At 61.7% G+C, this 14,988-nt stretch carries 12 protein-coding genes; 1 reads left to right on the forward strand and 11 read right to left on the reverse strand.

The window, feature by feature from the left end; all coding sequences use genetic code 11:
- Positions 1-260: 260 nt before the first annotated feature.
- From PseuLF5_RS20285 to PseuLF5_RS20305, 5 genes are all read right to left on the reverse strand, one after another.
- The gene (locus tag PseuLF5_RS20285) at positions 261-533 is read right to left on the reverse strand and encodes a hypothetical protein (protein ID WP_340134555.1); all 273 of its coding nucleotides are present in this window, start codon (positions 531-533) and stop codon (positions 261-263) included.
- Positions 534-553: 20 nt separating this feature from the next.
- The gene (locus PseuLF5_RS20290) at positions 554-1,150 is read right to left on the reverse strand and encodes a hypothetical protein (RefSeq protein WP_340134556.1); all 597 of its coding nucleotides are present in this window, start codon (positions 1,148-1,150) and stop codon (positions 554-556) included.
- Entirely contained in the window at positions 1,147-1,728 is a 582-nt protein-coding gene (locus PseuLF5_RS20295; RefSeq protein WP_340134612.1) for an RNA polymerase sigma factor, read from the reverse strand. The genes PseuLF5_RS20290 and PseuLF5_RS20295 overlap by 4 nt, the downstream gene beginning before the upstream one ends.
- A gap of 29 nt (positions 1,729-1,757) precedes the next feature.
- The gene (locus PseuLF5_RS20300) at positions 1,758-3,437 is read right to left on the reverse strand and encodes a vWA domain-containing protein (protein WP_340134557.1); all 1,680 of its coding nucleotides are present in this window, start codon (positions 3,435-3,437) and stop codon (positions 1,758-1,760) included.
- Positions 3,438-3,523: 86 nt separating this feature from the next.
- Positions 3,524-4,084: a YbhB/YbcL family Raf kinase inhibitor-like protein gene (locus tag PseuLF5_RS20305; RefSeq protein WP_340134558.1), complete on the reverse strand. Its 561-nt coding sequence runs from the start codon at positions 4,082-4,084 to the stop codon at positions 3,524-3,526.
- 139 nt (positions 4,085-4,223) lie between these two features.
- On the opposite strand from PseuLF5_RS20305, the gene PseuLF5_RS20310 reads away from it, so the two are divergent.
- Complete coding sequence (locus PseuLF5_RS20310) at positions 4,224-5,747, forward strand: FAD-dependent oxidoreductase (RefSeq protein WP_340134560.1); 1,524 nt, start codon at positions 4,224-4,226, stop codon at positions 5,745-5,747.
- A gap of 66 nt (positions 5,748-5,813) precedes the next feature.
- Here the strand turns inward: PseuLF5_RS20310 and pgaD are convergent, their stop codons facing one another.
- The 6 genes from pgaD to PseuLF5_RS20340 form a co-directional block, all read right to left on the reverse strand.
- Entirely contained in the window at positions 5,814-6,347 is a 534-nt protein-coding gene (gene pgaD, locus PseuLF5_RS20315; RefSeq protein ID WP_123470414.1) for a poly-beta-1,6-N-acetyl-D-glucosamine biosynthesis protein PgaD, read from the reverse strand.
- Positions 6,344-7,699, reverse strand: a complete 1,356-nt coding sequence (pgaC, locus tag PseuLF5_RS20320) for a poly-beta-1,6-N-acetyl-D-glucosamine synthase (protein WP_123470412.1) — start codon at positions 7,697-7,699, stop codon at positions 6,344-6,346. The genes pgaD and pgaC overlap by 4 nt, the downstream gene beginning before the upstream one ends.
- A 1-nt stretch (position 7,700) precedes the next feature.
- Positions 7,701-9,698 (reverse strand): poly-beta-1,6-N-acetyl-D-glucosamine N-deacetylase PgaB, encoded by a 1,998-nt coding sequence (gene pgaB, locus PseuLF5_RS20325; RefSeq protein ID WP_123470411.1) that lies wholly within the window; start codon positions 9,696-9,698, stop codon positions 7,701-7,703.
- Positions 9,699-9,710: 12 nt separating this feature from the next.
- Positions 9,711-12,191 (reverse strand): poly-beta-1,6 N-acetyl-D-glucosamine export porin PgaA, encoded by a 2,481-nt coding sequence (gene pgaA, locus PseuLF5_RS20330; RefSeq protein WP_222833922.1) that lies wholly within the window; start codon positions 12,189-12,191, stop codon positions 9,711-9,713.
- 257 nt (positions 12,192-12,448) lie between these two features.
- On the reverse strand, positions 12,449-13,954 hold the full coding sequence (locus tag PseuLF5_RS20335; protein WP_123470406.1) for a YdgA family protein: 1,506 nt from the start codon (positions 13,952-13,954) through the stop codon (positions 12,449-12,451).
- A gap of 317 nt (positions 13,955-14,271) precedes the next feature.
- Positions 14,272-14,907 (reverse strand): NADH:ubiquinone oxidoreductase subunit N, encoded by a 636-nt coding sequence (locus PseuLF5_RS20340; protein WP_123470404.1) that lies wholly within the window; start codon positions 14,905-14,907, stop codon positions 14,272-14,274.
- Between the last annotated feature and the right edge of the window lie 81 nt (positions 14,908-14,988).

Genomic DNA, 14,988 nt, shown 5'->3' on the forward strand with positions numbered 1-14,988 from the left:
GCATTCATGACCTAAAGCCACGCCTGCGGCTATCACTGATGCTCAGGCTCTCAAGCGATGCTCAACAGGGCAACTATGAAGTAAAACTTGACGCTTCGATCAGCTAACTTGAGTGGGGTCGAGAGCTTTCTTGGGTAGTTTTCTTGGGTAGTTTTTTTCTTGGGTAGTCCAAGAAAAATCGACTGATATTCGTCCAGCATCAACATCCAACCACTTTAGCACTCGTTCATTTGAAGGTGATGGCGCTCCACGAACAACCATCACTCTGTCGTCCAATCAAACTCATCGTAATCCTCATCCTCGGCGTCTTCCTCCTCAACCTCCTCCTCAAAGACGTCCTCTTCCTCAAGTACATCCTCTTCCTGCTGGTTCAGCAGAAACTCCTTGCGAGCTTCGGTAATCGCGCGCCGCATCTCCTCACCCTTCTGTGGGCAGTTGAGGAGTTGGGCGATGCGGTCGATTTTTGGTGCCACGGTGTTCTCCAGCGCTTCAGCTATGGCCCGATAGTGCGCGTTTTTGCGGGTCGATGCCAAATGGCTGAGAGAACACGCGGTCAGTTCTTGCGGATTTGTTCGAGGCGGATGTCGAGATCCACGTCGGGATAACGTTTGTGCAGGTTGTTGAACAGGCTGTCGGCGGCTTGGGATTGACCGGATTCGCGCAGGCGCAGGACTTCGCGCAGTTGTGTATCGAGGCCGTTGGCCGGGGCGGCGGCGCGTTTGCTGACTTTGGCTTCGTCGGTGCTGATCGCGTCGCTTTGCATCGGCGCCGCCATTTCCATCATCGGCGCCGGTGCCGGCATGCCGCCAGCAGGGGCTGCCAGCGACTGCGCTTCAGGGGCTTGTTTGCGCGCCAATGGTGCGGCGGGCTTGGCGGCTGGGGCGAAGTCGAACCGGGGCTGCGGCTCGGGCGCACGTTGCACCAGTGACAGCATCAGTGCCACACCGACCAGGCTGGCGAAGGCGACCTGCCAACGCGGCTTCTGGCAGGCTTGCAGCCAGCGTTGCCACAGGCTTGTTTTCGGTACCGGGGCGTTGTGGCGGGCAGCCGAGAGAATCGACGAATCGAGGTGCGCCGGTGGTTCGGCGTCGTGTTGCTCGCGATAGTGCTTGAGCAGTTGCTCTTCGGGTGTCTGGCGGGCGTCAGTCATGTCAGTACCTCCTCGGCCAGCAGCCGACGCAGTTTTTGCTGGGCGTAGCGCAAGCGGCTTTTGACGGTTTCCAGCGGTGTGTCGGTGAGGCTGGCGATTTGCGCCAGGTCGAGGTCGCCGTGGGCACGCAGCAGGAACACTTCGCGCTGGTCGGCGGGCAAGGCTTGCAGGGCGCTTTCCAGGCGCTGGCTGTCGCGGCTGAGGTTCAGCAATTGTTCGGGATCGTTGGTCTCGTCGCCAACCGCATGCAGCTGTTCGTCGTAGCTGTCGTGCAGCGGCTGGTGAGCGCCGTGTTTGCGCCAGTGATCGATCAAGCGATTGCGGGCAATCTGGAACAGCCACGTACGAAAGGTCGCCCGGCCTTGTGGCTGACTGGCGCTGCGGATCAGGCTCAGCCAGGTCTCCTGAAAGACTTCGTCAGCCAGTTCCGGTTTACCGCTCAAGCCGAGCAGAAACCGATACAAACCCTGGCGATGGCGGGCGTACAGGATTTCGAACGCCGCGCCGTCGCCCTCGCGGTAACGCGCCAGCAACGCGTCATCGCTGCTGGCGCTTGAACGGTCTGGCGCAGCAAACAGCTGACTGATGAAGCCTTTCAGACGACTCACTATTCAATCCGTCGCTCAGTGGCCAGCGTATTGGATGCGGTCGAGGTGCGCAGGCTTTGCGCCAGTTCGACCAGTTGCACAAACTCGCTACGCAGGCCGAAGCGGTCGTCACCCCGTGCGCCACGGGCCAGGGCTTCGGTGTCTTTGAGGCTGAAATCGCCGGTGTAGCGGCCGTCCTTGAGTTGCTGGGAAAACGCCGCAACCGCAGCAGCAAATCGCAGGTCCTCACTGGCCGGTGCGACCTGATTGGCAATCGGCCGCTCGATCAGCAGACTTTTCCCACCTTGGGGCGGTTGATAACGCACACGCAGCATCGCCAATTCCCCATTCTTCTCGGAAACCGCTGGCGCCGATTTAGCGTAACGCAACGGCTCGAGCCAGCCCTTCTCACCCGCCGGGACAATTTCATACAGCGCCGTCACGGTGTGTCCTGCGCCGATCTCGCCGGCATCGACCTTGTCATTGCTGAAGTCCTCACGCTTCAACGCGCGGTTTTCGTAGCCGAGCAGGCGATATTCACTGACCTGCGCAGGGTTGAACTCCACCTGCAATTTGACGTTTTGCGCCACCACGGCGAGGGTCGAACTCAACTGATCCACCAACACCTTGCGCGCCTCGCGCAGGTTGTCGATGTAGGCGTAGTTACCGTCACCGGCGTCGGCCAGTTGTTCCATCAAGTGTTCATTGTAGTTATCCACACCAAAACCCAGGGTGGTCAGGGAAATCCCGGTTTTGCGTTTATCCACAGCCATTTGCTTGAGGCTGTCGAAGTCGCTGATGCCGACATTGAAGTCACCGTCGGTGGCCAACAGGATGCGATTGATGCCCTTGGGGATAAACGCCTGCTGCGCCATTTGATAGGCCAGTTCAATGCCCGACGCGCCAGCGGTGGAGCCGCCTGCGGTCAATTGCTCGATGGCTGTACGAATTTTCGCTTTCTCGCGTCCGGAAGTCGGCTCCAGCACCACTCTGGATTCGCCGGCATACACCACCAGTGACACCCGGTCCTGCTCGCGCAACTGATCGACCAACAACTTCAGCGTGCTTTTGACCAGCGGCAGGCCTTCGCGGCGATCCATCGAGCCGGACACGTCCACCAGAAACACCAGATTGGCCGGGGCCAGTTCCGCCACGGCATGGTCAGAGGCCTTGATGCCGATGCGCAGCAAACGCGTGTGCGGGTTCCACGGCGAGGCCGCCAGTTCGGTGGTCACACCGAAAGGCGAGCCATCGCTGGGCAACGCGTAGTCATAAGGGAAGTAATTGACCATTTCCTCCAGTCGCACCGCACCCTCCGGTGGCAGTCGGCCTTGATTGAGCAAACGGCGGACATTGGCGTACGCACCCGTGTCGACATCAGCGCTGAAGGTTGAAACCGGGGTTTCGGCGACACTGTGGATCGGGTTGTCGGCCAGCGCCTGATACTGCTCGCGCGACTCATCGCGATAGCCCTGTGGATAACTGTCTGCGCCGGGCATCGCGGCGAAACTGGCGATCGGCGCCGGCCGGGCCATACGCTTGGCCATCGCCCCACCCGCCATCGCGGCTTCCTGCTGAACCAGCACTTCAGGCTGTGCCGCCGGTGGTACCGCAGCGGAATCGGGTGTGGGCGAAGCACCGCAACCGGCGAGCGCCAGCAGCACACCGACCGCAACAGGACGCAAAAGAGAATGAGACATGGGGGCTGACCTCGGGATGAAAGTGATCATTCATCCCCTGAGACGGGCAGCCCGTTCAGTTCGGGTTAAACGCCGCAAAAAAATCTTCAGCGGTGATAACGCCGCACCGCACTGCTGTTGCGCAGCACATGGCCTTTGATTTTTTCCATCAGCTCGGCGCGGGTCAGACCGGCCGGTAGTGCATCCGGCGCCAGATCCAGGGCGTAGATCTGGATGATGTAGTGGTGCGCACTGTCGCCCACTGGCGGGCACGGCCCCATGTAATGGGTGTTGCCCTTGCTGTTGGTGCCGCCAACGCCTTCCAGCGCGGATTTGGCACCGACGCCTGCCGCAATCTGGTGCGTGGTGGACTTGATGCCGTAATGAATCCAGTGATCGACGCCCAGGCCTTTCTGGCCATCCGGATCGTGCATGACGATCGCATAGCTCTGGGTACCGGCAGGGCCGGCGTTCCAACTCAGGGCTGGCGACTGGTTCTTGCCGCCGCAACCGGGCGCATCGCTGGCCGCCGCCGAGGTGAACAGCCGGTTATCGGAAACACCCGGGATGTTCAGGGTAAAGCGCTCCTGGGCCTGCGCCGTAAACTGCACGCAAAGGGTGACGGCGAGGGCCGCCAGCCATGGGTTGAGAGAGGTCAATCGGGTCATTCCGGGAGCACCTTGTGCAGTTGGGCCGTCGTCGGCCTGCAAACTATAGCTGTACCGTTCGTGCCGTGGCAGTAGCAAATGGCTGAACCTCGCACTGATGCGCAAACTCGTAAGAGAAATGCCTGCGAGGAAGCCGAACATGTCCCTGCACCGTGTCGCCCGTATCGCCGATGTCCCTGAAGACCGTGGCCTGCCCGTCGAAATCGGCGACTGCAAGATCGTCCTGCTGCGCGCCAGCGGCCAGCTCCGCGCCTTTCAGGGCGAATGCCCGCATGCCGGGGCGCCGCTGGCTGACGGTGCGTTGTGTCACGGACGCCTGATCTGCCCATGGCACAAGGCCGCTTTTCGCGCCGAGGACGGCGCGCTGTGCGAGCCGCCGGCGCTCGACAGCCTCAAACGTTATCCGCTGGAGGTGCGCGGCGACGAGGTGTGGGTCGATGACCAGCCGCTGGCAGATCCACACACGCCCCCGGCCGATGACCCGCGCCTGTTCGTGGTTGTCGGCGCAGGGGCCGCCGGCACAGCCTGTGCGGCGGCGCTGCGGGAGAAAGGCTTTGGTGGCCGGATCATCCTGATCGACCGCGAACCGGACGCCGGTTACGACCGTACGGTGCTGAGCAAGTTTGTCCTCGCCGGGGAAACGCCGGCAGCAGAAACCCCGGCGTTGCGCGATGAAGTTTTCTATAAAGAGCAGCGCATCGAACGCCTGCACAGCGAAATCACCGCACTGGACGCCCAGGCCAAAACCCTGCAGCTCAACGATGGCCAGACCCTGAACTATGACGCCGCCGTACTGGCCACGGGTGGCGAACCCAACCCGCTGAAGTTACCCGGCGCTGAACTGCCCCACGTGTTCGTCCTGCGCTCAAAAGCCCAGGCCGAACAGATCATGCGCACTGCCAGAGCGGATCAGCGCGTCGTCATCATCGGCGACAGTTTCATCGCTCTCGAATGCGCCTCGGCCTTGCGCCAGCACGGCCTCGACGTCACGGTACTCGCGCGCCACGCCATCCCTTTCGCGGCCCAGTTCGGCGAGGCCGTAGGCCTGGCCATCCGCGCACTGCACGAACAGAACGGGGTGAAATTCATCACCGAGCACACCGCCACCGAGATCATCGGCGATGGCAAGGTCGAAGCCGTATTGCTGGACAATGGCCTGCGTCTTTCGGCAGATCTGGTGCTGGCCGGGGTCGGCGTGCACCCGGCCACCGAGGCGTTCGCGTCATTGCCGAAAGAAAAAGATCAGTCATTGCGCGTTGATGGCGGCATGCGCGTCACCGAAGGGCTGTGGGCCATCGGCGACATCGCCACGTTTCCGCTGAACGGCCAGTTGCAACGCATCGAACACTGGCGCCTGGCCCAGCAACACGCACGCATCGCCGCTGCCAATATGCTCGGCGGTGAAGAGCATTACCTCGACGTGCCGTTTTTCTGGACCTGGCATTTCGGCAAGAATTACGACTACCTTGGCCACGCCGAACAGTGGGATGAGGTCGAGTTCATGGGCGAACCCGAACAGCCACCCTTTATCGGCCTGTTCGCAAAGAATGGCGTGGTGGTGGCGGCCGTGGCCTGCGAAAAAGAGCGGGCGATGGCGTTACTGGCGGAGCGGATGAAGCAGCCGCTGCCCATTGCGGAGGCCTGGACCCTGATCCGCGATTAACCTCGTCAACGCTCCCTGCGTGGGACGATCACCCCCTTCGGCAGCGCCTGCAGGGGTATTTCCAGCTCAGGTCAGGCGGCTCACCGGTTCGCGATTATCGTCATCTTCAGCATGCAGGAAGATCACCCGCGGGTGCTCCAGCGGTGCCAGCGGCGGTGGCAAATCCTGCTGCTGAACCGGCCAGAAATGCGTCACCACATGGCTGATGTCCCCTTCCTGATCGTTATGGATGGTCATGACCCCAGGGGTACGCAGCTTCTGCAAGCGGTCATCGCACAGACGAAAACTCTTGGTCAGCCCTTCATCATCGACCACCGGCGCGGGCAAGCGGCGCTGGGCGAAGCTTCTGCTCTTGCGCTGCTGATAACGCGCCCAACCGATCAGAATCACCGCGTTGACCAGCGCCACCCACAGATAAATCTGCAAAGTGCCCAGCGCTTCGAACGCCGAATTGTCGATGCGTGGCCCGCCCGCATGAGTTTCGATCAGCGGCCACAGTCCGCGTATCAGCAAGAACAGCAGCCCCACCCACGCCACCACAGTAAGAATCACATCGACCACGACCAGAAAAGGCCGCTGGCGGGTCCGGATGATTTTCATTTGATGACCTCCTCTTCGTCGTCCCCGATCGGTTTGATGCCGCGGTCAGGGCTGACCCAACGCGCCCGTTTCTGATGCTGGCCGAACAACACTTTGGGGAAGCTGACCAGCGTCGTCAGCAGGCTGACCAGCCAGAATGCAATCGGATACCAGACCACCCAGAACATGGTCTTGCCCAACCCCGGCTCGTAGCGCCGGTCGATGATGATGCTGACCGCGAACTGCACCAGACAGACGAACGCCAGCAACAGCCCGGTAAACGCCGGCGGCATCAGGTGATGCACGGCAATCGACTCTGGCATGACCACAAACTTGCCGACGCCCCAGAAAATCACCGACAACAGGAAAGTAAACGCCCAACCGGTCGACAGGCAGTATTCGAACAGCAGCGGCCACAGATAACGGTGACGGTACTGCCAGATGCCGCGGATGTTCTTGAACAGCACTTCGGCACCACCCTGGGCCCAGCGCAGGCGCTGCTTCCACAGACCGCCGAGGGTTTCCGGCATGAGAATCCAGCACAGCGCGCGCGGCTCGTAGAAGATGCTCCAGTGATCGAGTTGCAGCTTCCAGCTGATGTCGATGTCTTCGGTGATCATGTCCGGGCTCCAGTAGCCCACCCGATTCAGCGCCGTACGGCGGAATGCGACAATCACCCCCGACACGGTAAAGATCCGTCCGAACACCCGTTGCGTACGTTTGATCAAGCCGATGATCGAGGAGAACTCGCCGACCTGAACCCGCCCGACCAGCGTCGAGCGCGTACGAATTCGCGGGTTGCCGGTCACCGCGCCAAGGCGTGCGTTATCCAGCATCGGCGCGACCAGATAGGCCGCCGTATTCGGCGCCAGCAACGCATCACCGTCGATGCACACCAGATATTCACTGCGCGCGGCAATCGCGCCCATGCGCAGGGCGACCGCCTTGCCCTGGTTTTCCGCCAGATGCAGCACGCGCAGGCGTGGGTCTTCCTTGGCCAGGCGGTCTAGGACTTCGGCGGTGTTGTCCTTGGAGCCGTCGTTGATCGCGATGACTTCGATGTTCGGGTAATGCTGGGCCAGCGCCGCGTGGATCGTATCGGCGGCGTTGTCACCTTCGTTGTAGCAAGGGATCAGGATCGAGATCAGCGGTTCGCCCGCCAGGGGCGGTGGCAGGGTGTCGTCCTTCCACGGCCAGTGGCGTTCCCAGTGCAGCCAGAAATACAGGCCGCCGGCAATCCACAACCCGGACATGAACAACGGGTAGAAAAACACGAAGTCCATCAGGAACTGCCCGGTGACCAGGAAGATCAGTCCCAGCGGCACGCCGAGGACGAGCGCCAGAACAAGCAGGGCTAACAGTCTATCCAGCATGTCATGGGTTCCATTTGTTGGAGAGTGCAGGCCTTACGGTTTTCAGGTCCGGCAGGTTGTCGAGGAAGTTGTCCGGGTAGTAACCGAAACTGGTCGCGCCCTGACGCTTGAGGCGGCCCATCCAGTCGGCGAGGTGCGCACCGTCGATGTCGGCCTGATCTTTTTTCGTCCAGTCGCGGGCCTGCAACTCGAACACCGTGCGGTTCAGGGCACCGGGGCGCTTGCTGACGGTTTGCACCAGGGTTTCCAGCCACGGGCCGGACTCGGCCTGGGTCTGTTTTTCCATCAATGGCATGGCCATCGGCGCGGTCCAGTCGTAGGTCTGCAAGAAGTCGTCGAGGTTCTGCGCGTACCAGGCTTCGCTGTCGGGATTGAGCATCGGCTCGGCGAAAATATTGCGCGCGGTCAGCACCTGCGGGCCCCGAATGGCGCGGACTTTGGCGGTCAGCTCGTTGGTGAAGTCGATCAGGTAGCGGCTCTTGAACCGCGTCCAGCGCTGCATTGCCGCCGGATCATCGCGCAGGGCGGCAATCGAACCTGGCAAACCGTGGGCGACGTAGGCTTTCAACGCCTCGGGGCCGGCATCCTCGAAGTCCGACAGAATCGCGTCGTCGTGATAAAGGATGCCGTTGACCGACGTCAGCCGTGCCACGTCTTCATAGATTTCGCCGATGATCCGTCGCACTTCCGGATCGAACGGCGACAAGCGTTGGTACTGATCCGGATCCACCGAGGTGATGCCGGTTTTCGGGTCCCACCGGGTCACGCGCGGCAGTTTCGAGTCGAGACCAAAACTCAGCACCGGCATCCACGCAAAGACCTTCACGTTAGCGCGGGTACGTAGTTGCCAGGCGACGCGGTTAAAAATATCCGCACGTACCGGCAAGTGACGGTTGGGGAAGTACAGCGAGTGCACCAGACCATCGCCCTTCGGGTCGGCAAAGGCTTGCAGGAACACCGTGTTGGCGCCCATGTCGGCCATGCGCTGCACCAGTTTGCCGAGGTTGATGTCCTGTTGTGCCGGGTCCGGGTCGTAGACGTTGTCCAGATCGACGTGCACCACACGCATGACGAAATCCGACTGCACGTCGACGATGCTATTGGAGAACACCTCGCCATCGGGATCGGAGGAAACCAGGAAGCGCGGGCTGCTCATCAGGTTGTCGAGGGCATCGAGACCGTCGTCGAGGGTCAGGGCCATTTCGTAGCCCTGGTCGCCGATCACCGCCAGCGAAGTACCGTCCGCCGCGCCGTAAGGCCAGACCCAGATGCGCGGCTTGTAGCCCGTGACCTTGCGAATCTTTTCCGAAATGGTCGCGACGTCGTTGCGGATCCGTGCACGGAAATCCTCTTCGGACTCGTAGCGTTTGGTCACCGGATCGTAGCGTCGGGTGGCCGCTGCCGGCTGCATGTTGCCCTGCGGGTTGGCGAGGATGCCTTTGTGACTGGCGTCGGTGTGGGCGGCGATTTCCACCAGACCGGATTGCGAGATTTCGCGGATCTGATCCCAGGTCAGGAAATCGGAACGCGCGCGCGGGGCGCCAGCGAAGTCCACCGGTTGATTGAGCGGCGTGTCGATCCAGACGCCGACCGGGGCCAGCAAGGCGTGCCAGTTGTAGGCGCGCAGCACCGGCAGCACGCGGGTATAAAAGCTCGAATAACCGTCGTCGAAACTGAGCAGGATCGCTTTCGCCGGCAGCTCCGGGCCGCCCTTGCGCGCGGCCATGATCTGGTCGACCGTCACCGGTTTGTAGCCATTCTCGCGCAACCAGGCGAGCTGCTCGATCATGCGCTCGGTGCGCACCGCCACCACCGCCTGATCAGGGTCGCGGTCTTCGACGTCGTGATAAGCAATGCCGAGCACGTGATTTTTCGGCCACGGTTTTTCACTGGCCGCCAGCGGGCGTTCGGCCGGTGGTGCGAAGGCCGGGGCTTGCTGGGCGCAGGCGCTGACCAGCAGCACTCCCAGCAGAAGGATGAAACGCGAAATCAAAGGCATCTTCAAACTCTTCTAGAAGCGGAAAGTGAGGTCGACGAGCAGACGCAGATCAGTTTCCCGATCACCGTCGTAGGGCCGGTTGATCACACTGAACAAGCCGCCCACCTCGAACACGTCGTTCCAGGCATAACGCTGGCCGTAACCGAGCAGCGCCATGCCGCCGGTGCCGTGATCACGCTGGCTGTACGTGCCCGCACCGGCCTGGAACTGCTGGCTCCAGGAGGTTTCGTAGCGGTGGTAGAGCACGTGATTGACGTTGACCAGCGGCATCACGCTGAAGTCGGATTTCGGGTTGAAGTACGGCACATCCTCGGAATTGGAGTTGTGGCTGGTGCCGACTTCCAGGCCGGCGTCGACCTGCACGTTCGGTGCGCTGTAGACGCCCTCGCGCCCGGTGAGCAAGGCCTCGACGCGGTTGTTGCCGTCGCTGAAGTGCGACGGACTCACCGACAGGCGCCACTCGCGGCTTTCGTTGGCGCGCCAGCGAATGAAACCGCTGCCACCGTTGGCCTTGATATCGCTGTTGAGCGCGCGCAGCGGTGTCTCGGCCGACAGGTATTCGAGGCTGCCGCCGTATTGCCAGTGGTCATTGATGTCGCGGGCGATCGCCAGTCGTGCGCCCTGCTTGTCACCAAAACCGTAGGAATGGTTGGAGACTTCCGCTTCGAGGGTCATGTCGCGGGTACGCCGCTCCAGGCCCACACGCTGGAAACGGTGGTTGCCGGTGCCTTCAGCAAAATCGCCAGTGGCGTAGCCGACGCCGGCGAACACCCGCCAGTCTTCGTCGATCGGCGGGCTGTACAGGGTGCTCTGAATGCCAAAATCGCGGCTGCCACTGACGGCTCCTGCGTCGCCACTGCCGCCACCGTTGGCCTTGCCGCCGTAGGCTTCGACGCGCAGTTCGGACATGTCATGCACTTCGCGCTCACGCGCTGCACGCTGGACCTGACGGTTATCAGGGAATCGCGCGACCACGTCATCGGTCAGCGCATCCATCTGCCGCCATTCCTGCAGCGTCATCGCCGTGCGCGCCTGCGCGACTTCCAGGCCCATGTTGCGCGGCACCATGCTCTCGGTTTCCTTGAGCTGGATTTCCGCACGGCGTGGCCATTGCCGCGCCAGATACAGGTCGGCCTGGGCCAGACGCAGGCCGACATTGCCGGGGGCCTGATCGACCAGCGTCTGCAGGCGTTCTTCGCTGTGGGGCAAGTCGGAACCATAGGTGCCGGCCTGCGCGGCCAACTGCTGGGCGTCCATCCATTCATGGTTGGGGTTGCCGATCGGCAAGCCCTTGAGTTCGATGCGCGGACGCTGGGTCTTGGCCAAGTCTTCGGCGACCTTGCGGGCCTCTTCGGCGCGGTCGCTTTCCAGCAACGAGTAATACAGCGCGGTGGAATCTTCGAGGCGATCACCGACATCCGCGTCGGGTGCCGACAGCACTTGGCGATAGAGGTCGGTGGCGATTTCCGGCTCACGCTGGTCCAGATACGCCGCCGCCACCCAGCGCAGGGCATAGGTCGGAATGTTCACGCCTTCGGCGTGCAGCTTTTGATATTCAGCGATGACGTCGGCGGTGCGCGCCCGGGCCTTGAGCGCGCCCATGCGGTCGATGCGCCAGCGGATCACGTCATCGTGTGCAGTCGCGTCGGGCGTCCAGGTAGCGAGGAGTTTGTCGTAGTCGGCCAGCGCCCGGTCGGCGATGACGTAGTGCTCTTTCTCACTGCGGGTGGCGAGCTCGGCGAGGCGCACGCGTTCGGCGGCCAGATCGCCTTCGAGGCGACGCAGGATGACCGGATCGATCAGCCCAGGGCGTTGATTGGCCAGGCGCAACGCCGGCTCCGGCAGACGCGCCTTTTGCAGGGCGACCACGTATTCTCGGGCAACTTCCGGCTTGCTGCCGGCGCGGATGAAGGCCTGATCGTATTCGAACAAAGCGTCGTAGGGTTTGTTGTCACGGGTCAGGGCGTACCCCAGTGCCAGACGACGCGCAGGGTCATCGGGTCTGGCCGCCACCAGCGCTTTGGCGCGGGTCACCGCTTCGTCGGGTTTGCCGGCGTCGGCCTGAGTCAAGGCCAGACCGAGTTGCAGATCAGCGTTATCCGGCTCCAGCGCCAGGGCCTTGTTATAGACCTGAGTGGCTTGATCCCAGCGCTTGAGGTTGCGGTAGGCGCGCGCCGTGGCGGTCAGCGCCTGAACCGGCAGGACGCGGTCGCGGCCCTGGGTCTCATAAACCTGCACCACTTCGGCATCGAGACCGGCCCAGCTGGCGATTTGCAGGTGATCGCTGACCTGCCCGGTCGTCGACTGGCCGGGAGGCACCTGACGCAATACCGTCAGTGCAGGCGTGTACTGCCCGGCACGGGCGTCGCGCACCATTTGATCGTAGGGTGTGTCGGCAAACGCCAGTGCCGGCCAGAGCAATTGGCTGCACAGCGCGACACGAAACAATGGGCGTAAACCACGATGTAATACGGGAACATCAATACGCGGCATTCGTCAGCATCCTTACATGGCTAGCCGGGTCGCAATGCCCTCCTTGCCCATTCGTAACGATGGCCGCGATCAACCATCCACGGCCAAGCTTAGTCAGGCAGTCTTGCACGCAAGCGTAGACCAGGATCCGCAACGCAATAATTGTTCAGAATCGTGCCGGCGATTCCATCGTGGCACCGAAACCCCGAACGCCAGACAGCAAAACGCCCGGCGTCTGCGCAATGCAGAGGCCGGGCGTTTTCATTTAGCGCGCAGTATTACTGCACTTGCGTGACGCCGGCGAATTTGCTCATCAGGAAGCCGACGAACTGCTCAACGGTCATTTTCTGGCCGTTGAACTCCACTTGATTGGCGGCGTAATGCAGCTTGGTCACGACGTTGGTGCCATCCAGGGTCGCCAACTGCGAACCGACGGCCATGCCGGCAAACATGTCGGCCGCCTCTTTGGACTGATCGACAATCGCTTTGGCGTCGGTCTGGCCATCCAGTTGCGCCTGCACGCTGAGCAGGTCGATCAGCATCGGCTTGGACACCTGGATATTCAGGTCCAGCAGGGCAATCAGTTGCTTGCCCAGCTGATCCGGCGGCAGGTCCATCGACTGCGGCTTGGTCAGGTCGACCACGAGATTGGCGCGGCTCTCACCGTTGGCGGTTTTCAGCGACAGGTTTTCCAGCGCCACTTGCGGCCCGGCGGCCAGCAGTTTCTGCAGGTCGGCTTTGACTTGCGCATTTTCCGCTTCGGTCAGATTCAGCTCGGGAGCCGGCAAGCCGGCTTCGGCAGCTTCGGCGGCGGCTTTTTCATACGGCTGCAGTTTGGTCTGGTAGATCTGCATCAGCGACATGGTCGACGGGATATCGAGGTTTTTCAGGCTCATGGCCATGGCGGCCGAGCCGATTTTCTTGTCGTTGAGGCTGATTTCGCCAATTTTGTAATCGGCGCGGCCCGAGGCATTGCTGCCGCTTTCTTCGGTGAGGTTCTTCATTTCGAAGTTCTTCACGCCGAGCACCGACTGTTGGGTGCCGAAGGTGGTCTTGCTGTTGGTCAGCTCCAGGGTGTTTTCGCCGGTGTAGTAGCCATAGCTGCTCTTGGCGAGGTTGCTGGCCAGGGTCAGACCGTTGAGCTCGACCTGCACGGGCGCCTGATCTTCGGCGACGGTGACCAGTTTCAGGTTGTCCATATAGCCGTCCGCCTTGACCTTCTGTGCCTGGGCACTGGCGGAGATGTTCAGGGTCAGGCCGGAGAACTTCAGGCTGGACTGTTCATCCAGCGCGGTTTCCAGCGGCAGCAGGTCGACGGTGCTGGTGGTGGATTCGTCGTAGCCGATGTTGGTCACGCCTTTGAGCGGTGCAGCGCCCTTGGCGGCGGCGAACCATTTTTCAGTGGCGGCGTTCTTTTCCAGCTCATAGTTGCTGGTGGCCATGACCGGCAGCCATTTCAGCGACACCAGGCGCGAGAACGGCAGCGGGCCGTGCTCGATGTGGTCGACAAACAGCAGCTCGACTGGTTTGTCACCGAACATCTCGCCTTCGCCCTTGAGGCGGTAGTGCGCGGTGCTGGTGAAGGTGTGACGCTCCAGCGACACCAGCTCCAGCGACGCGGTGCCATTGGAGCCGGCCATCGCGGTCTGCAGCTCTTTGTTGGCGTTGGTGACGGCGTTGTTCAGCACGCCTTCGATCTTGGTCCCGGTATACCAGGCCCCGCCGGCGCTGATGGCGCCGATCGCAACAACAATCCCGAGTAGCACGCCTGCTGATTTATTCATGAATGACCTGATCGATTTCCGTGGCTGTGAGTGTGGTTGTCTTCCCTGAACCCGTGATCGGGTCGCGGCTCGACTGCGCTGAATTCAGCGGTGGAGATTAGCACCGGGCACGCGAGGAGGCCCAATGTTTAAAGGTTAAAGAGTGTCTATAGGCGGAATGGACAGCTGACAGGCCGGGAGAGTTTCGCTGTTGGCACAGACGCTATCGCTGGCAAGCCAGCTCCCACAGGATTGGTGGGTGTCCACAAAATTCGAGAACACCACAAAAACTGTGGGAGCTGGCTTGCCAGCGATGAGGGCGGAGGATTCACAGAGAATCAGGAATACTGAACCTCGATTTCATCGAGTTGATGATCAAAGCTCTTCAGCCGTGCGGTCCAGGTGTACACCAGCACTTCAAAATCCCGGTCAATCACCGCCCCGCCCGGCCCGTCGGCGCGGGGGTCGCAGAAGTCCAGTTGATAGCGCTCACGGGCCATGGCCGTGGCGACATCGGACAATTCCCGGGCGTTGTTCAACCAATGCCAGCCCTCGCCATCAATTTGCTTGTCGAGTTCCAGGCACTGCTTCTTCAGCGCTTCGAGGCTTTTTTCCAGCGGCGTGCCGGTGAGTTCGCCCATGACTTCGGCGAAGGTGCGACCCGGCTGCCAGTAGCTGCCCCAGAAATACCGGTCGAACACGGTTTCGACCCGACGCAGGGCGACTTTGGTGTCCCAGATCAGCACCAGGGTCCTGCCCTGTTCAAGCTGTCGTTTCTTGACCCGCTGCACCTGCACCGACGCCCACGCCACCACGACGATCGCCATGACCGCGATCAGCGCGGTCGCGCTGTCGAGGAACACCATCGCCTTGTCGATCTGGTGGGCCAGCATGATGCCGTAGAAATAGGTGGCCGAGAGCAGCACCAGCGCTGCGATGGCGCACCAGAAGCCGAGAGCGTAAGGGTTTTTCATTATTGGTTTCCCCTAGACCAGCGCTAGCAATGTGCGCTGAAGGGGCGCCTTGCTCGGGGCGCCCTTCCAACACTTCAAAGC

Source organism: Pseudomonas sp. LF-5 (assembly GCF_037626295.1).
GTDB lineage: Bacteria > Pseudomonadota > Gammaproteobacteria > Pseudomonadales > Pseudomonadaceae > Aquipseudomonas > Aquipseudomonas monsensis.

Coding starts and splice junctions, on each gene's coding strand:
- PseuLF5_RS20290 (WP_340134556.1), bottom strand. CDS start 1,150: ATGACTGACGCCCGCCAGACACCCGAAGAGCAACTGCTCAAGCACTAT.
- PseuLF5_RS20300 (WP_340134557.1), bottom strand. CDS start 3,437: ATGTCTCATTCTCTTTTGCGTCCTGTTGCGGTCGGTGTGCTGCTGGCG.
- PseuLF5_RS20305 (WP_340134558.1), bottom strand. CDS start 4,084: ATGACCCGATTGACCTCTCTCAACCCATGGCTGGCGGCCCTCGCCGTC.
- PseuLF5_RS20310 (WP_340134560.1), top strand. CDS start 4,224: ATGTCCCTGCACCGTGTCGCCCGTATCGCCGATGTCCCTGAAGACCGT.
- pgaD (WP_123470414.1), bottom strand. CDS start 6,347: ATGAAAATCATCCGGACCCGCCAGCGGCCTTTTCTGGTCGTGGTCGAT.
- pgaC (WP_123470412.1), bottom strand. CDS start 7,699: ATGCTGGATAGACTGTTAGCCCTGCTTGTTCTGGCGCTCGTCCTCGGC.
- pgaB (WP_123470411.1), bottom strand. CDS start 9,698: ATGCCTTTGATTTCGCGTTTCATCCTTCTGCTGGGAGTGCTGCTGGTC.
- pgaA (WP_222833922.1), bottom strand. CDS start 12,191: ATGCCGCGTATTGATGTTCCCGTATTACATCGTGGTTTACGCCCATTG.
- PseuLF5_RS20335 (WP_123470406.1), bottom strand. CDS start 13,954: ATGAATAAATCAGCAGGCGTGCTACTCGGGATTGTTGTTGCGATCGGC.
- PseuLF5_RS20340 (WP_123470404.1), bottom strand. CDS start 14,907: ATGAAAAACCCTTACGCTCTCGGCTTCTGGTGCGCCATCGCAGCGCTG.